The organism is Bacteroides sp. 1_1_30 (genome assembly GCF_020982715.1).
Taxonomy (GTDB): domain Bacteria; phylum Bacteroidota; class Bacteroidia; order Bacteroidales; family Bacteroidaceae; genus Bacteroides; species Bacteroides xylanisolvens.
The window spans coordinates 25,199-40,641 of record NZ_JAJKHN010000011.1 but is presented as its reverse complement, the minus strand read 5'-3'; the positions used below and the strand labels follow the sequence as shown (position 1 = coordinate 40,641).

Genomic DNA, 15,443 nt, shown 5'->3' with positions numbered 1-15,443 from the left:
CGCTGACACACCTCTTTTAAATGCTATTTAATGCGAAATTACAAAAATACGCATTTAGATGGAGGCAAACTGTTTGCGCCATTGGCTAGGTGACATGCCCGTTTTTTGTTTGAATATACGATAAATCCATGTGTGGGATGAGAAACCGCACTCTGTGGAAATAGCGTCAATGCTATATTCGGGGTTGGCTTTCATCATGCGAACAGCCTCATTAAAACGAATGTCGCTAAGCCAGGTTCTAAAATTGGTGTATTCTGACTGATTGAAGTATTCTGTCAGTTCGTTTTTCTTGTATCCCAACTTGGTAGCTAGCGAATAGATGTTAACTTCATAGTCCTTATAAAATCCCTCTTCACACCATTTCTTGAGGGCTAATTCTATTTCCATCTTTCTATTAGCTGTCAAGATATTTGTGCCATGAGTGTTCTTGCCGTCTTTCATGTCTTCTGCTTCCGTGACTTTTGCTTCTGCGTCATTTTCCTCAGGAATGACTTCTTTGGGTGTGATGTAATAGCCCATAGCAATGAAAGTGTGGACGAAAAAGATGACAGAGAGTAATATCAAGGGACCTATTATATATAATAAGGTATTGAAGAGGATTGCTACAGGAAGGAGTCCAGCAGCAAAGTATAGCAAAATGATGCTGGCTTGCGAATAGCGCACGTATGGAATCAAGTCGATTCCGAAATTCTCCATGAGCTTCTGCTTTCGGGCTTTTGTTTCTTTGCGAATGATAAGAATAAAATATGCCATGCTAGCCACAAAAAGACCGAGCATCACATAGAGCATATTGCCAATGTGTAAACTTTGACTTTTGAACATGCCAATGACGAAAACTATGGCGATGAGTATGTATGCCATCATACCACGTAAACAATACCGTCGCACTTTGTTGCCTGTGCTCTCTATGTTGATTATGGAGAGAGTGATGGCAAATGCCACTGGAGTATAGAACAATATGTTGAATGCTGCGCCCACATCGGCACCTTGTGCACGGAGTCCATGAATCATCTGTAAGAGGTAGTGGACGGAGAAGAATAGCATGGATGCAACGAGAATCCATCTTGATATTTCGTAGCGCCACACCTTCCATCTCACCTGCAAACTTGCCATGGCTAATTGCAATGCTAGCATGGCTGTAATGACGCAACATACAAGTTGTAATATGAATAACGATTTCATAGTATTGTTATTACCTTAATTCCGCAACACTATAAATTTTAACTTTTATAATATCCTGAACAACAAAAAGTTCTTGGACAAGCCAAGCGGCAAAGCCGAGCGGCTCAGGATTTTGTCATGTCAAAGGATTCACTTAACTTAGTGTTGCAAAAATAGTCAAACAAAACCTCATCAAGCATGGTAAAAGTACAAATAAAATCCGAGAAACTCACATCTTTTGGTGGTATATTTCCAATTATGGAGAAATTCGACAGGATGTTGTCTTGTACAATAGACTCTACTTTAGGTTTGCGTAGCAAAGTGTATGGCTATCAATATAGCGAGATAATACGTTCTCTGATGTGCGTATATTTCTGTGGAGGGTCATGTGTCGAAGACGTGACCTCACACCTTATGGAAGCACTTTGCTTGCATCCACCCCTCCGTACATGCAGCGCAGACACAATACTTAGGGCCATTCGTGAATTGACCACACCGAATCTGACCTACAGGTCTGATTCGGGCAAAAGCTACGACTTCAACGTGGCTTCCGACCTTAACAATCTGCTTGTCAATGCATTGCTGGCAACTGGACAGTTGCTGCCAGACAATGAATATGACTTTGATTTTGACCACCAGTTCATTGAGACGGAGAAATTTGACGCAAAAATAACCTACAAGAAGTTTACCGGTTACAGTCCAGGAATAGCAACGGTCGGCGATGTCATCGTCGGGATAGAGAACCGCGACGGCAATACCAATGTCCGTTTCCATCAGGAAGACACTCTAAAACGTATTTTTGAGCGTTTGGAGAATGCCAGAATACATATAAACCGTGCGAGGATGGATTGTGGCTCATGCTCTGAGGCTATGGTGGAAATGGTGGAGAAGCACAGTCGGCATTTTTATATCCGCGCAAACAGGTGTGTATCGTTGTATGACGATATCTTTGCCTTGCGCGGATGGAAGACCGAATACATAAACGGTCACGAGTTTGAGATATGCTCCATCATTGCAGAGAAATGGGTCGGCAAAGCGTACCGCCTTGTCATACAGCGGCAAAGAAGCATCAACAAGGAACTCGACCTGTGGGAAGGGGAATATACATACAGATGCATACTGACAAATGACTATACTTCGACAGACCGTGACATCGTGGAGTATTACAACAAGCGTGGCGGTGCTGAGCGTGTATTGGACGACATGAACAACGGCTTTGGCTGGAAACGGCTGCCAAAATCGTTCATGGCGGAAAACACGGTGTTCCTGCTTCTGACCGCTTTAATACGAAACTTTTACAGACACCTCATATCTGACGCAAACATGAAGAGCTTTGGACTTAAACGCACAAGCAGAATCAAAACTTTTGTATTCAAGTATGTTTCTGTCCCTGCAAAATGGATTAAGACTGCAAGACAGCACATACTGAACATATACACAAGCAATGATGCATACATGATGGCCTTCAAATTTGATTTTGGGTAGCCTCAAATCTTCGTGGCCTTTTGCGTATTGCCTCAAGTCGCATCATGGGGTAAGGGGATTTTGTCTCTTGCGACTGCACCATTAGGGTTCTTTACGAAAACGAGTCGTTTTAGAGAGGTATCTGCAACCCCAGATATCAAAAATATTACAGGTTGCGGATTTTAGGATGTACAAAAGCTCTTTTATGAGGCAATTGATGAACTCAGGATTACTTATCGCTGAAGGGCACGGGATTTGGAGAGCGGAGAGCGATGAAATTCAGTGGCGCAGAGAGTAAAATAATAAAAAAGTTGGATTTTTATTGACGCGAATCAATTCTTTTAGTATTTTTGCCTTGTCTTTTACCAAAAAAGATTAATAACAGTAAGCGTTAGGCATTATCCATGTTCAGGAAATCCCCAATTTCAAGACAACAATTGGATAATACATCAGGTGTCCCTATGCACTATTATATCTTGTTAGCATATATAGGCGTGGGGCTTTGTGTATTATATGTTGTTGAGTATGGGGATACTTCTGAACGGTAATACCAAAGTTCCCACGCTTAACTTTATATAAACACAACTTCAGGGAACAGAGTTGTCATATAATCGCATTATGAAAGCAATTTGTTTCAAAACCGGACAGGTCCTGCCTTCCGTTTTCATTCCTCTGTCTGTTACTGTCTTTAGTGGAATTCTCTGCCTTTTTGTTTCCATTCCTGCCCCTTTTCGGGACTTGCGGCTATTATTACACAAATTACATGCCAAACAGTTTCTCTGAATCCATTTATGGCATTCAATAATCCCCCTGGACATACAGAAGAGGAACTTTGGCAACAAATACTCTCCCTGTCAAGGGAATTGCAGGAATGCAGGGCCTGCCTGCACTATCATAATACGCTGGATTACATATACGACAAGATCAACATGATAGAGAAAGAACTGGATATCTTGTTGAGAATGTTGTAGGGATCTTGTGACAAAAAGGCATGATAATTATACATTTTTATGACTATTTGTCTCGCAAGCATTAAAATTCATTTTACAACTCCATAAGAGTCCGATTTACAGATGCTATCACATAAATTCATGATTATTGCAGGATATGAATTACGATTTATTTTGTCTAATTTCAAATATCAGAACAGCCATGGATAAACGAATTGAATATGCGATGAACACATTGATCAATACAGAAATCTGGTCAACTAACCTGTACCTGTCATTGCAGGTCTATTTTGAGGGGCAGCAACTTCCGATATTGGCCTCATGGCTAAGTGCACAGGCACAGGACAATATGGGCAAGGTCTATCAGATGATGAATCGCATCTATCATGAAGGAGGTGCTGTAACCATCCATGAAATCAGGCGCGACATCCGGCAATGGCCGACACCGCTGGCTGCCTTGAACACCCTGCTTGAACATGAACAATATATATCCCGTCAGATATCCGAACTTCACGTACTATGCCAGAATACGGATTCATCCATCCATTCTTTCATCAAGGGGCTGTACACAAAACGGATATATGTAAGTACGGCGTTTATGGAATTGTTGCGTATCCTGGCCATGGAATATGAACGCAGGCTGCCCTGCTTCATATGATGTGTCAAATCGTGTAACCTGACCGGAGTTTATTGTTCACAGAGAAAATAATGGTCTAAAAATAAAACAAGTATCATCCTATGGATATATTCGCATACTCAATGTTGTGTTTCACTTCGTTGTTCACATTGATGGACCCCCTCGGAGTGATGCCGGTTTTCCTGCAGATGACCGAGGGCATGAGTGCCGGAGAACGCCGGAGCATCGCCTTAAAATCCTGCGCCCTCACGTTCGTCATACTGGTACTTTTCACCTTGTGCGGCAGGTTCCTGTTCCATTTTTTCGGGATCTCGACCAATGGTTTCCGGATTGCGGGAGGTATCATCATCTTTAAAATCGGATATGACATGCTGCAGGCACACTTCACCCATGTGAAACTGAACGAGAACGAGAAAAAAGAATATTCCAGGAACATCACCGTCACGCCTCTTGCCGTTCCGATGCTGTGCGGTCCGGGTGTAATTTCAAGCGGCATAACACTGATGGAAGATGCCCCTGAGCATATTTTCAAAATTGCACTGGTTTGCGTGATCGCCCTAGTCTGTCTCCTCTCTTTCATTATCCTTTGCGTGTCAACGCGGCTTTTGAAAATTCTTGGAGAAACCGGAAATAATGTGATGATGAGACTGATGGGGCTTATTCTGATGGTCATCGCCGTGGAATGTTTCATAAACGGGATGCAACCTGTCCTGACAGATATTTTGAGACAAGCACACGCTTGCCCCTGAATATGAAAAATAAAAAATAGTACCAACATTAAAAATTAGATTCATTATGACCGAGAATTTACAAAAGGCCCTGAACGGGCAGATTACTGCGGAATTATGGTCCGCCAACCTGTATCTTTCAATGTCCTTCTATCTGGAAAAGGAAGGTTTTTCCGGCATGGCCCGCTGGATGCGCAAGCAATCGGCGGAAGAGACAGGACACGCATGTGCCATCGCCGAATATATGGCCAAACGTGAGGCGGAGGCAAAAGTGGACAAGGTCGATGTGGTTCCACAGGGTTGGGGCAGTCCCACCGAAGTCTTTGAACATGCCTTGGAACACGAGAGACATGTTTCCAGATTGATTGACGAACTGGTACATCTGGCTTCCGAGGAGAAAGACAATGCCACCCGTGATTTTCTTTGGGGATTTGTCAGGGAGCAGGTGGAGGAAGAGGCGAATTTCCTGAACATCGTAAACCTGATGAAGAAAGCCGGAGAGAGCGGCATCCTTTTCATGGATGCAAAACTGGGGGAACGCCAGTCCTGATTTGGAATAAAAAAACGACTGACATGAGCACGATTATTGATTTGTTGGGAACGCAGGCAGGATACTACCTGGACCATGTATGCAAGACAATAGACAAGAAACTCATCCATATCCCCGAGCCGAATATGATAGACAAGGCATGGGTGGATTCCGACAGGAATATACGCACCTTGGAGAGCCTGCAAGCCCTGTACGGGCACGGGCGTCTGGCCAATACCGGGTATGTCTCCATCCTGCCGGTGGATCAGGGGATAGAACATTCTGCCGGAGCATCCTTTGCACCCAATCCTCTTTACTTCGATCCCGGGAACATTGTGAAACTCGCTATCGAGGGAGGATGCAACGCCGTGGCATCCACATTCGGAGTTCTGGGAGCTGTGGCACGTAAGTACGCCCATAAGATTCCTTTCATCGTGAAGTTGAACCATAACGAGCTGCTGACTTATCCGAACAGTTATGACCAGGTCATGTTCGGTACAGTGAAGGAGGCATGGAACATGGGTGCCGTTGCCGTGGGGGCAACTATCTATTTCGGTTCGGAACAAAGCCGCCGCCAGATTGTGGAGGTCTCACAGGCGTTTGAATATGCCCATGAGTTGGGGATGGCCACGGTATTGTGGTGTTATCTGAGAAACAGCAGTTTTAAGAAAGACGGGATTGACTATCATGCGGCAGCAGATCTGACAGGGCAGGCCAACCATATCGGGGTCACCATCAAGGCTGATATCGTGAAGCAGAAGCTGCCGTCCAACAATGGAGGTTTTAAAGCCATCGGATTCGGTAAGACCGACGGGCGTATGTATACGGAACTGGTCTCCGACCATCCGATAGACCTCTGCCGCTACCAGGTGGCCAACGGGTATATGGGAAGGGTTGGCCTGATCAATTCGGGGGGCGAGTCCCATGGGACATCTGACCTGCATGATGCCGTCGTAACCGCAGTGGTGAACAAACGTGCCGGAGGTATGGGACTTATCTGTGGGAGAAAAGCCTTCCAGAAGACGATGAAAGACGGGGTCTCGCTTCTGAACACCATTCAGGATGTCTATCTGGATCCTTCGATAACCGTTGCATAAAAACTATATGGCATGAAAAGGATCGTATTGTTGAGACATGGCGAGAGCCTATGGAACAAGGAAAACCGCTTTACCGGTTGGACCGATGTAGACCTGAGTGATAAGGGGATCGCAGAAGCCTGTAAAGCCGGTGATATGCTGAAAGAAGCGGGATTCTCTTTTGAGGCGGCTTACACATCCTATCTGAAACGGGCTGTGAAAACGTTGAATTGTGTTCTGGACCGTCTCAATGAAGACTGGATCCCGGTGGAGAAAAGCTGGAGGTTGAACGAGAAACACTACGGCATACTTCAGGGACTTAACAAAAGGGAGACAGCAGACAAATATGGCGAGGAACAAGTCCATATCTGGCGGAGAAGTTACGGCGTGTCGCCCGAGCCGGTGAAGGAAGACGATCCCCGCTATCCGGGGAACGACACCCGTTACGCCGGTGTTCCCGAAATGGAACTGCCACGGACTGAATCCCTGAAGGATGCCGTCATGCGTGTCATGCCCTATTGGGAATGTGTCATCCTACCCACATTGATGCATAGGGACAACCTGCTTGTCGTTGCCCATGGAAACAGTCTGCGCGGGATAGTCAAGCATCTCAAGAATATTTCCGATACGGACATATCCCTCTTGAACCTGCCCACGGCAGTACCTTATGTATTCGAATTTGATGAACGGCCGGTGCTTGTCAGGGACTATTTCCTCGGAGACCAGGAGGAGATACGGAGACGGACGGAGGCTGTAGCCGAACAAGGTATGATCAGACGATAAGAGTCAGTCAATCAGACTGATTTGTATTGTCTTTTTGAATATTTTATTTATTAACAATTTAAAAAAGGAGGTAAAAATGGTACCTGTAAAAACAAATTCAAACTGGTTGCCGAGTATTTTTAACGATTTCTTCGAGAATGAGTGGCTGGCAAAAACGGGAGTTACGGCTCCTGCCATCAATGTCATTGAGAATGACAAGGACTACAAGGTTGAAATGGCGGCTCCCGGAATGACGAAGGATGATTTCAAGGTGAATGTTGACGAAAACAACAACCTGACAATCTGCATGGAAAAGAAAGAAGAGAAGAAGGAGGAGAAGAAAGACAAGAAGTATCTCCGCCGCGAATTCTCTTATTCCAAGTTCCAGCAGACCATCCTGCTACCTGAAAACGTGGAGAAGGATAAGATTTCCGCAAAAGTCGAACACGGGATCCTGTCCATTGAAATCCCGAAAGTGAAGGAGGAAGAAAAACAAAAAACTTCCAAGGCTATCGAGGTTAAATAATTCCATATCTGGAATGGTGTAAGGCCGGACAGGCTTTTCCTGTCCGGAGAGCCGTCCGGCCTTTAACAGGCACTTCCGGAACAGGGAACCGGCACAACCGATGAAGGAATTCAATTTTGAAAAAGAGCTGCTTAGCGTACAGGACGAACTGTTCCGTTTCGCGTACAAACTGACAGCGGACAGGGAGAAGGCGGAAGATCTGCTGCAGGATACCCTGCTCAAGGCAATGCTTCACAAAGAAAGTTACAACAAGAACACAAATTTCAAAGGGTGGCTGTTTATCATCATGCGTAACACGTTTATCAACGGTTACCGGGCGGAGGTCGGTCATACCCGTCTGTACATATCCTCCGATCCTGCATATTATTCGCGGATCATGGACGAGTCCCGTACAGAGGAGGTGGACAGGAACTATGACCTGGAAAAGATACGTAATGCCATCAAAAGTATACCGGAGTCGCATTTCATACCTTTTGAGATGTACCTGTCAGGGTTCAAATACCGTGAGATAGCGGAAAGAACCGGTGTGAGTTTGGGAACCATAAAGAGCCGTATTTTTCACTGCCGGAAAAAACTGAAAGCTATATTGGCAGAATGAAACAAAACAAGAACTGAGATAGATGAAAAAAGATGAATATATAGGAATCCTTACTTCCGGAGGGGACGCTTCCGGAATGAATGCGGCAATCCGTGCCGTGACCCGTACCGCCATTTTCAACGGCTTCAAAGTCAAAGGAATTTACAGAGGGTACGAAGGCCTGATAGCGGGCGAGTCCAGGGAACTTACGACCGAGGATGTGAGCAGCATCATCCAGCGTGGGGGAACCATCCTGAAAACGGCACGTTCCGAAGCGTTCACCACCCCGGAAGGACGCAGAGAGGCATACGATACCATGAGGAAAGAAAAAATCGGGGCGCTGGTAGTCATCGGGGGCGACGGCTCACTGACTGGAGCCCGCATATTTGCCGAGGAATACCCTGTCACGTGCATAGGACTGCCCGGTACCATCGACAATGACCTGTACGGTACCGATTTTACAATCGGATATGATACGGCCCTGAACACCATTGTGGAGTGTGTGGACAAAATCCGGGATACAGCCACCTCGCACGACCGAATTTTCTTTGTCGAGGTGATGGGACGCGACGCCGGTTTCCTCGCCCAGAACAGCGCAATAGCCTCGGGAGCCGAGGCCGCCATTATTCCGGAAGACCGGACGGATGCGGATCAGCTGGAGACTTTTATCGGACGCGGATTCCGGAAGACCAAGAACAGCAGCATCGTCATCGTGACGGAAAGCCCGGGCAATAAGAATGGCGGAGCCATGCACTATGCCGACCGGGTAAAAAGGGAATACCCCGGATATGATGTCAGGGTCTCTATCCTGGGACATCTACAACGGGGAGGAGCGCCAAGTGCCAACGACCGCATATTGGCCAGCCGGCTGGGTGAGGCCGCCATACAGGCCCTGATGGAGGACCAGCACAATATCATGGTAGGCATACATAACAATGAGATTGTCTATGTTCCTTTTGACCAGGCTATCAAGAACGACAAGCCCATTGACAAAAACCTGATCCGTGTCCTTAACGAGTTGTCCATATAAAATGTTACTCCTATGTCGGAAGTTGCCCCTTTAATATCAGACCTTGCCACTATCTTGATTATAGCCGGTATCATAACCGTCATTTTCAAATGGCTGGGACAGCCGGTCATAGTGGGATATATTGTGGCCGGTATTATGGCAGGTCCTTCCATTTCCCTATTCCCGACTGTTTCCGACCAGGCCAATATCAAGATATGGGCGGATATCGGTGTTATTTTCCTCCTGTTCGCCATAGGACTGGATTTCTCGTTCAGAAAGCTGATAAGTGTGGGAGCCTCGGCCATATTCTCCACTGTTATCATCGTCTGCGGCATGATGTTCCTGGGATATACGGCAGGCAATGCGATGGGCTTCTCACACACGAGCTGTATCTTTCTGGGCGGAATGCTGTCCATGTCCTCCACCGCCATCGTATTCAAAGCATTCAGTGACATGGGGCTTCTCGATCAGAAATTTACCGGTATTGTCCTGGGGATACTAATCATTGAGGACGTGGTGGCGGTAATCATGATGGTGGTCCTCTCCACATTGGCTGTAGGCAAGCATTTTGAAGGCTTCGAAATGCTGGAGAGCATATTGAAACTTGCGGCCTTTCTTATTTTCTGGTCAGCATTGGGAATCTATCTGATTCCTACCCTTCTGAAAAGATTGAACCGCTTTATTAGCAATGAAATACTGTTGACAACCTCCCTGGGACTATGCCTGGGAATGGTGATGATAGCGACAAAGGCGGGATTCTCCGCCGCGCTGGGTGCGTTCGTCATGGGATCCCTGCTGGCAGAAACAGATAAAGCGGAAGAAATCGCACATATCGTGCAACCGGTAAAGGACCTGTTCGCCTCCGTTTTCTTCGTATCAGTGGGAATGATGATCGACCCTGCCATGATATGGGAATATGCCGTTCCTGTTTTTATCCTGACGGCACTGGTCCTATGCGGGCAGGTCCTGTTCGGGAGTTTCGGCGTGTTGCTTTCCGGACAACCGCTAAAGATTGCGATACAAGCCGGCTTTTCCCTGGCACAAGTGGGTGAGTTTGCGTTCATCATCGCTTCGTTAGGAATCAGTCTGAATGTAATGGACAAATACCTTTATCCGGTCATAGTGGCAGTATCGGTCATCACCACTTTCCTTACTCCTTATATGATAAGACTGTCGGATCCCGTCTACTGTTTTGCAGACAGGCACTTGCCACAATTCCTGAAAGATTACCTGACGCATTATTCTTCTGGAACAATGACCACAAGACATCAAGGCTCCTGGCACAAGCTCATCAGGTCCATGTTGGTATCCGTCACCCTTTATCTGGTGGTATGCCTGTTTTTCATAGCGCTGTTCTTCTCCTATGCGTATCCTCTGGTAATGGGACGTATTCCGGGGATGAAAGGAAGCCTGCTGAGCTTCGTTCTTGTCCTCCTTATCATATCCCCGTTTTTGTGCGCCATCATCATGAAGAAAAACAATTCCGTCGAATTCCGCAAACTTTGGGCGGACAACAGGTTCAACAGGGGGCTGCTGGTATCAATGATAGTGATCAAGGTGTTGATCTGTATCATTATCGTAATGGGTATCATCATCCGTCTTTTCAATGTCGCTTTGGGGTCAGGACTGATATTATCTTTCCTGATCATTGTCGTTATCTATTTTTCCAAGCGGATACGGAAACGATCGCTAAGTATGGAAAAACAGTTCCTCGAGAATTTCCAGGGTACAGCCGGGACATTTCCACAGGAAGAACCGGAAACAGGAGAAACCTCCACAGAAAAAAATCATGAACTATCAAATAAGTAAAATGTTATGGAATATTCAAGTTATCATGTAAACGTCCCACAATGGAGGGAGATTACAGTCGGTTCACACCTTCCGGCAGAATTGCGGAGATTTGCGGAGATGGCACATAATCTTTGGTGGACCTGGAACGAGGATGCGAAGAGTTTATATAGTGGTTTGAACCCGGAACTATGGGAAGAGGCGGAACAGAATCCGGTACTGTTTCTGGAACGGATGGATTATGAAGAGCTGGAGGCACTGACACATGACGGAAACTTCATGCGTAAGATGGAAAACGTATATTCCACTTTTAAGGCGTATCTTGATGTGGAGCCGGACCACAGCCGTCCGTCAGTTGCCTATTTCAGCATGGAATATGGTCTGGACAGGGTTCTTAAAATCTATTCCGGCGGTCTGGGCATATTGGCAGGTGACTATCTGAAGGAAGCTTCGGACAGTAACGTAGACCTCTGCGCTGTAGGGCTTTTATATCGTTATGGCTATTTTGACCAGGCTCTGGCGATGGACGGGCAGCAACAGGTTCATTATGACCCACAGAATTTCGGGCAGCTTCCGATAGAGAAAGTGATGCAGCCTGACGGGCGACAACTGGTAATCCATGTTCCCTATGCCGACAGTTTCACGGTCCATGCCAATGTATGGAAGGCCAATGTGGGACGTGTTTCCCTCTACCTGCTGGATACGGACAATGAACTGAACAGCGAGTTCGACCGTCCGATTACCCATCACCTGTATGGCGGTGACTGGGAAAACCGGCTCAAGCAGGAAATACTGCTCGGCATCGGAGGAATGATGACATTAAAAGTATTGGGCATCGAGAAAGATGTATATCACTGCAACGAGGGGCATGCCGCACTGATCAATATCCAGCGGTTATGCGACTATATATCCGAAGGCCTGGACTTCGGACAAGCCATGGAACTGGTTAGGGCTTCCTCGCTTTACACTGTGCATACACCTGTGCCTGCCGGCCATGACTATTTCGATGAGGGGCTTTTCAATAAATATATGAAAGGATATCCTGATAAGCTGGGCATTACGTGGGACGAGTTGATGAACCTCGGACGGCAAACTCCGGGCAACAAGGGAGAACGTTTCTGCATGTCGGTATTCGCCTGCAAAACCAGCCAGGCGGTAAACGGTGTCAGCAAGCTGCACAAGTCCGTTTCACAGCAGATGTTCGCGCCTCTCTGGAAAGGCTATTTCCCGGAAGAGAACCATGTGGGCTATGTGACGAATGGCGTACACTTTCCCACTTGGTGTACGGCGGAGTGGAAAAAGCTGTTTAAGGACAATTTCGATGAGAATTTCATGAACGACCAGTCCAATCAGGAAATATGGAAAGGCGTTTATAATATACCCGATGAAGAGATATGGAACATGCGGAAAAGGTTGAAAACCAAACTGATATCCTACATCAAGTGGAAATGCGGCCGGGACTGGCTCAAAAGCCAGGTTGACCCGGCATTGGGTGTCTCCATTTTCGAGAAGTTTAATCCGAATGCTCTTCTTGTCGGCTTCGGAAGGCGCTTTGCAACTTACAAAAGAGCTCATCTTTTGTTTACCGATTTGGATCGTCTGGCGCGGATTGTGAACAATCAGGAACATCCCATACAGTTTGTCTTTGCAGGAAAAGCCCATCCAAACGACACTGCCGGGCAAGGGCTCATCAAGCAGATTGTGGAGATATCCCGCCGTCCTGAATTCTTGGGTAAAATCATCTTCCTTGAGAATTATGACATGGACCTGGCACGGCATCTTATTTCTGGGGTTGACATCTGGATGAATACTCCCACCCGTCTTGCGGAGGCTTCCGGAACTTCCGGTGAGAAGGCTCTGATGAACGGCGTACTCAACTTCTCCGTGCTGGACGGTTGGTGGTACGAAGGCTACCGCAAGGAGGCGGGATGGGCCATCACCGACAAGGCCACCTATCAGGATGAACAGTACCAGAACCAACTGGATGCGGAAACAATTTATTTCCTGCTGGAACATAATATCCTGCCGTTATATTATGAACGGAAAGAAAAAGACTATCCGGAAACCTGGGTCAAGTACATCAAGAACTCGGTTGCGCAAATAGCTCCCCGCTTCACGATGAAAAGACAGCTGGATGACTACTATGACGGATTTTACAACAAGTTGTCGGAACACTTTCATGTTTTGGCGGCGGACAATTATGCAAAGGCGAAAACGCTTGCCGGCTGGAAGGCAGCTGTCGACAGCAGATGGAATGCCGTGGAAATCGTTTCCGTGAATGCGGGAAAAGGATTGGACGCCACGGTGGAGGCTGGTAAGGAATACGAGATGACGGTCGTCATTGACGAGAAAGGGCTGGACAACGCGATCGGATTGGAATCGGTCATTATACGGCATGAGGAGAATGAGGATCGCATCCATGAGGTCATTCCTTTTTCTTTGACATCCAAAGACGGAAACCTATACACTTTCAAGGCAATAACCAGAATGTTCAGCGCTGGAAGCTTCAAACAGGCATTCAGAATGTATCCCAACCATCCCCTGTTACCTCACCGGCAAGATTTTTGTTATGTACGATGGTTCTGAACGGACATGAATAAGCAAGAGTTACTGACAAATGGACGGTGTAAGAAGAAGGCGGACCGAGAAACCGTCTGGCCGGTTGTCATCATGAACTTCACCGGTGTGTATGCCCATGAGGTATTTGCACGGAACAATCAGTTCATTTGGCTAGACTGCCGTCACCTTTCTGGAACGAGAGGTTACTGTGACAAGGAGGGGATACGAAAATTGAAGCGGGTGATTGCCGGTTATCCAGCGGAAGGTATCCATTTCATTGATTCGGGCAATTATCATTACCTGACCAAATTATGGACAGACAAACTTCGAGTTCCGTTCTCTCTGATTGTATTCGACCATCACCCCGACATGCAGCCTCCCTTGTTCAAGGGCATGCTTTCTTGTGGGAGCTGGGTAAAAGACATGTTAGACTGGAATATGCTTTGCAAGAAAGTGGTGATAGTCGGTGCATCGGACAAACTGATACGCACCGTACCGGAAGAATACGGACAACGAGTCAGTTTTTATAGCGAAGCGACGTTAGCTCACGAGAAGGGCTGGCACAATTTCTCCTCTGCGTATATTGAAGGACCGGTTTACTTGTCCATAGACAAGGATGTCCTGAACCCGGCATCCGCAGTAACAGACTGGGATCAAGGGTCTTTCAGCCTGCAGGAACTGGAGGAATTACTGGCAATTGTCCTTCGAAAGGAACGTGTAGTCGGCATTGATATCTGCGGGGAATGCTCCGCAACGCTTACTTTGTTTGAGGAGAGGCGGGAAGCCACCGTGGACAGCCGGGCGAACAAGGAGCTGCTCAAACTCATACAGTCATTCTCCTGTTTTTTATAAAGCTGTTGGATATTGTTAATTATATTATCACATAAACCATATTTTATTATTATGATGAAAACAATTGTTCGTAAAATCGGTCTGGTTGCACACGATGCAATGAAAAAGGACATGATAGAATGGGTTCTTTGGAACTCGGAACGTCTGATAGGGCATAAGTTCTATTGTACGGGAACCACCGGTACACTCATTAAAAAAGCGCTCGAAGAGAAACATCCTGAAACAGAATGGGATATCACGATTCTGAAATCCGGTCCTTTAGGTGGTGACCAGCAAATGGGCTCACGTATTGTGGAAGGAGAGATTGATTATTTGTTCTTTTTCACGGATCCGATGACATTGCAGCCACATGACACGGATGTAAAGGCACTGACCCGGCTGGCGGGAGTTGAAAATATAGTTTTCTGTTGTAACCGTTCGACAGCGGACCATATTATTTCCAGTCCTTTGTTTCTTGACCCGACCTACAAACGGATTCATCCAGACTATACCAATTATACACAACGCTTTGAAAACAAAGAAATTGTATCGGAAGCAGTAGAACGGGTGAAGAAACGGATGAGCCGAAATGAAAACAATATGATCGAATGAGAATGTAATGTCCAATAAAGGGGATGTGATATGTTTCAGTCATAAAAAGCAGGTTCCTATCCTTTCTGTGAGTATAAAAAAAGATTAAAAGATCAACTGTGTGATAGCAAACTTGCGAGGTATCCTCAAATGGTTTGAAACAGTAATAAACTTTTATCATAAGTTTCTATTATTCCCTTTTATATGAGCGAACACGCCTTTTTGTAGGATTCCAATATAAGAATGAAGACTTCC

The 15,443-nt window shown here is 46.2% G+C and carries 15 protein-coding genes; 14 read left to right on the top strand and 1 reads right to left on the bottom strand.

All coding sequences use genetic code 11. The annotated features are described in order from the left end of the window. Positions 1-54: 54 nt before the first annotated feature. Positions 55-1,182 carry an AraC family transcriptional regulator gene (locus LPH68_RS04430; protein WP_005680128.1) on the bottom strand — a complete coding sequence of 376 codons (1,128 nt, stop codon included), beginning with the start codon at positions 1,180-1,182 and terminating at the stop codon, positions 55-57. 177 nt (positions 1,183-1,359) lie between these two features. Between LPH68_RS04430 and LPH68_RS04425 the strand changes: the two genes are divergently transcribed. The 14 genes from LPH68_RS04425 to LPH68_RS04360 all read left to right on the top strand — a co-directional run bounded on the left by LPH68_RS04425 (position 1,360) and on the right by LPH68_RS04360 (position 15,209). Then, positions 1,360-2,646, top strand: a complete 1,287-nt coding sequence (locus tag LPH68_RS04425) for an IS1380-like element ISBfi1 family transposase (RefSeq protein WP_004312659.1) — start codon at positions 1,360-1,362, stop codon at positions 2,644-2,646. A gap of 770 nt (positions 2,647-3,416) precedes the next feature. Next, positions 3,417-3,596, top strand: coding sequence for a hypothetical protein (locus LPH68_RS04420; RefSeq protein ID WP_008771119.1), 180 nt, complete (start codon positions 3,417-3,419; stop codon positions 3,594-3,596). Between the two features lie 181 nt (positions 3,597-3,777). Further along, positions 3,778-4,233 (top strand): ferritin-like domain-containing protein, encoded by a 456-nt coding sequence (locus tag LPH68_RS04415; RefSeq protein WP_005680129.1) that lies wholly within the window; start codon positions 3,778-3,780, stop codon positions 4,231-4,233. Positions 4,234-4,313: 80 nt separating this feature from the next. After that, entirely contained in the window at positions 4,314-4,961 is a 648-nt protein-coding gene (locus tag LPH68_RS04410) for a MarC family protein (RefSeq protein ID WP_004308119.1), read from the top strand. A gap of 46 nt (positions 4,962-5,007) precedes the next feature. After that, a complete protein-coding gene (locus LPH68_RS04405) occupies positions 5,008-5,490 on the top strand; it encodes a ferritin (protein WP_004308118.1) in 483 nt (160 codons plus the stop codon). Between the two features lie 23 nt (positions 5,491-5,513). After that, a complete protein-coding gene (locus LPH68_RS04400; protein WP_004308117.1) occupies positions 5,514-6,566 on the top strand; it encodes a class I fructose-bisphosphate aldolase in 1,053 nt (350 codons plus the stop codon). A 12-nt stretch (positions 6,567-6,578) separates the two neighbouring features. After that, positions 6,579-7,328 carry a 2,3-diphosphoglycerate-dependent phosphoglycerate mutase gene (gpmA, locus tag LPH68_RS04395; RefSeq protein ID WP_004308116.1) on the top strand — a complete coding sequence of 250 codons (750 nt, stop codon included), beginning with the start codon at positions 6,579-6,581 and terminating at the stop codon, positions 7,326-7,328. A gap of 76 nt (positions 7,329-7,404) precedes the next feature. After that, complete coding sequence (locus tag LPH68_RS04390) at positions 7,405-7,833, top strand: Hsp20/alpha crystallin family protein (RefSeq protein ID WP_004308115.1); 429 nt, start codon at positions 7,405-7,407, stop codon at positions 7,831-7,833. A gap of 100 nt (positions 7,834-7,933) precedes the next feature. Next, positions 7,934-8,431 carry an RNA polymerase sigma factor gene (locus LPH68_RS04385; protein WP_004308114.1) on the top strand — a complete coding sequence of 166 codons (498 nt, stop codon included), beginning with the start codon at positions 7,934-7,936 and terminating at the stop codon, positions 8,429-8,431. A 22-nt stretch (positions 8,432-8,453) separates the two neighbouring features. Further along, positions 8,454-9,440, top strand: a complete 987-nt coding sequence (gene pfkA, locus LPH68_RS04380; RefSeq protein WP_004308113.1) for a 6-phosphofructokinase — start codon at positions 8,454-8,456, stop codon at positions 9,438-9,440. Positions 9,441-9,452: 12 nt separating this feature from the next. Next, on the top strand, positions 9,453-11,228 hold the full coding sequence (locus tag LPH68_RS04375; RefSeq protein WP_004308112.1) for a cation:proton antiporter: 1,776 nt from the start codon (positions 9,453-9,455) through the stop codon (positions 11,226-11,228). Positions 11,229-11,234: 6 nt separating this feature from the next. Next, positions 11,235-13,793 (top strand): alpha-glucan family phosphorylase, encoded by a 2,559-nt coding sequence (gene glgP / locus LPH68_RS04370; protein WP_004313433.1) that lies wholly within the window; start codon positions 11,235-11,237, stop codon positions 13,791-13,793. A 6-nt stretch (positions 13,794-13,799) separates the two neighbouring features. Then, complete coding sequence (locus tag LPH68_RS04365) at positions 13,800-14,618, top strand: arginase family protein (RefSeq protein ID WP_008643581.1); 819 nt, start codon at positions 13,800-13,802, stop codon at positions 14,616-14,618. Between the two features lie 54 nt (positions 14,619-14,672). Further along, the gene (locus tag LPH68_RS04360) at positions 14,673-15,209 is read left to right on the top strand and encodes a methylglyoxal synthase (RefSeq protein WP_008775197.1); all 537 of its coding nucleotides are present in this window, start codon (positions 14,673-14,675) and stop codon (positions 15,207-15,209) included. Positions 15,210-15,443: the final 234 nt, after the last annotated feature.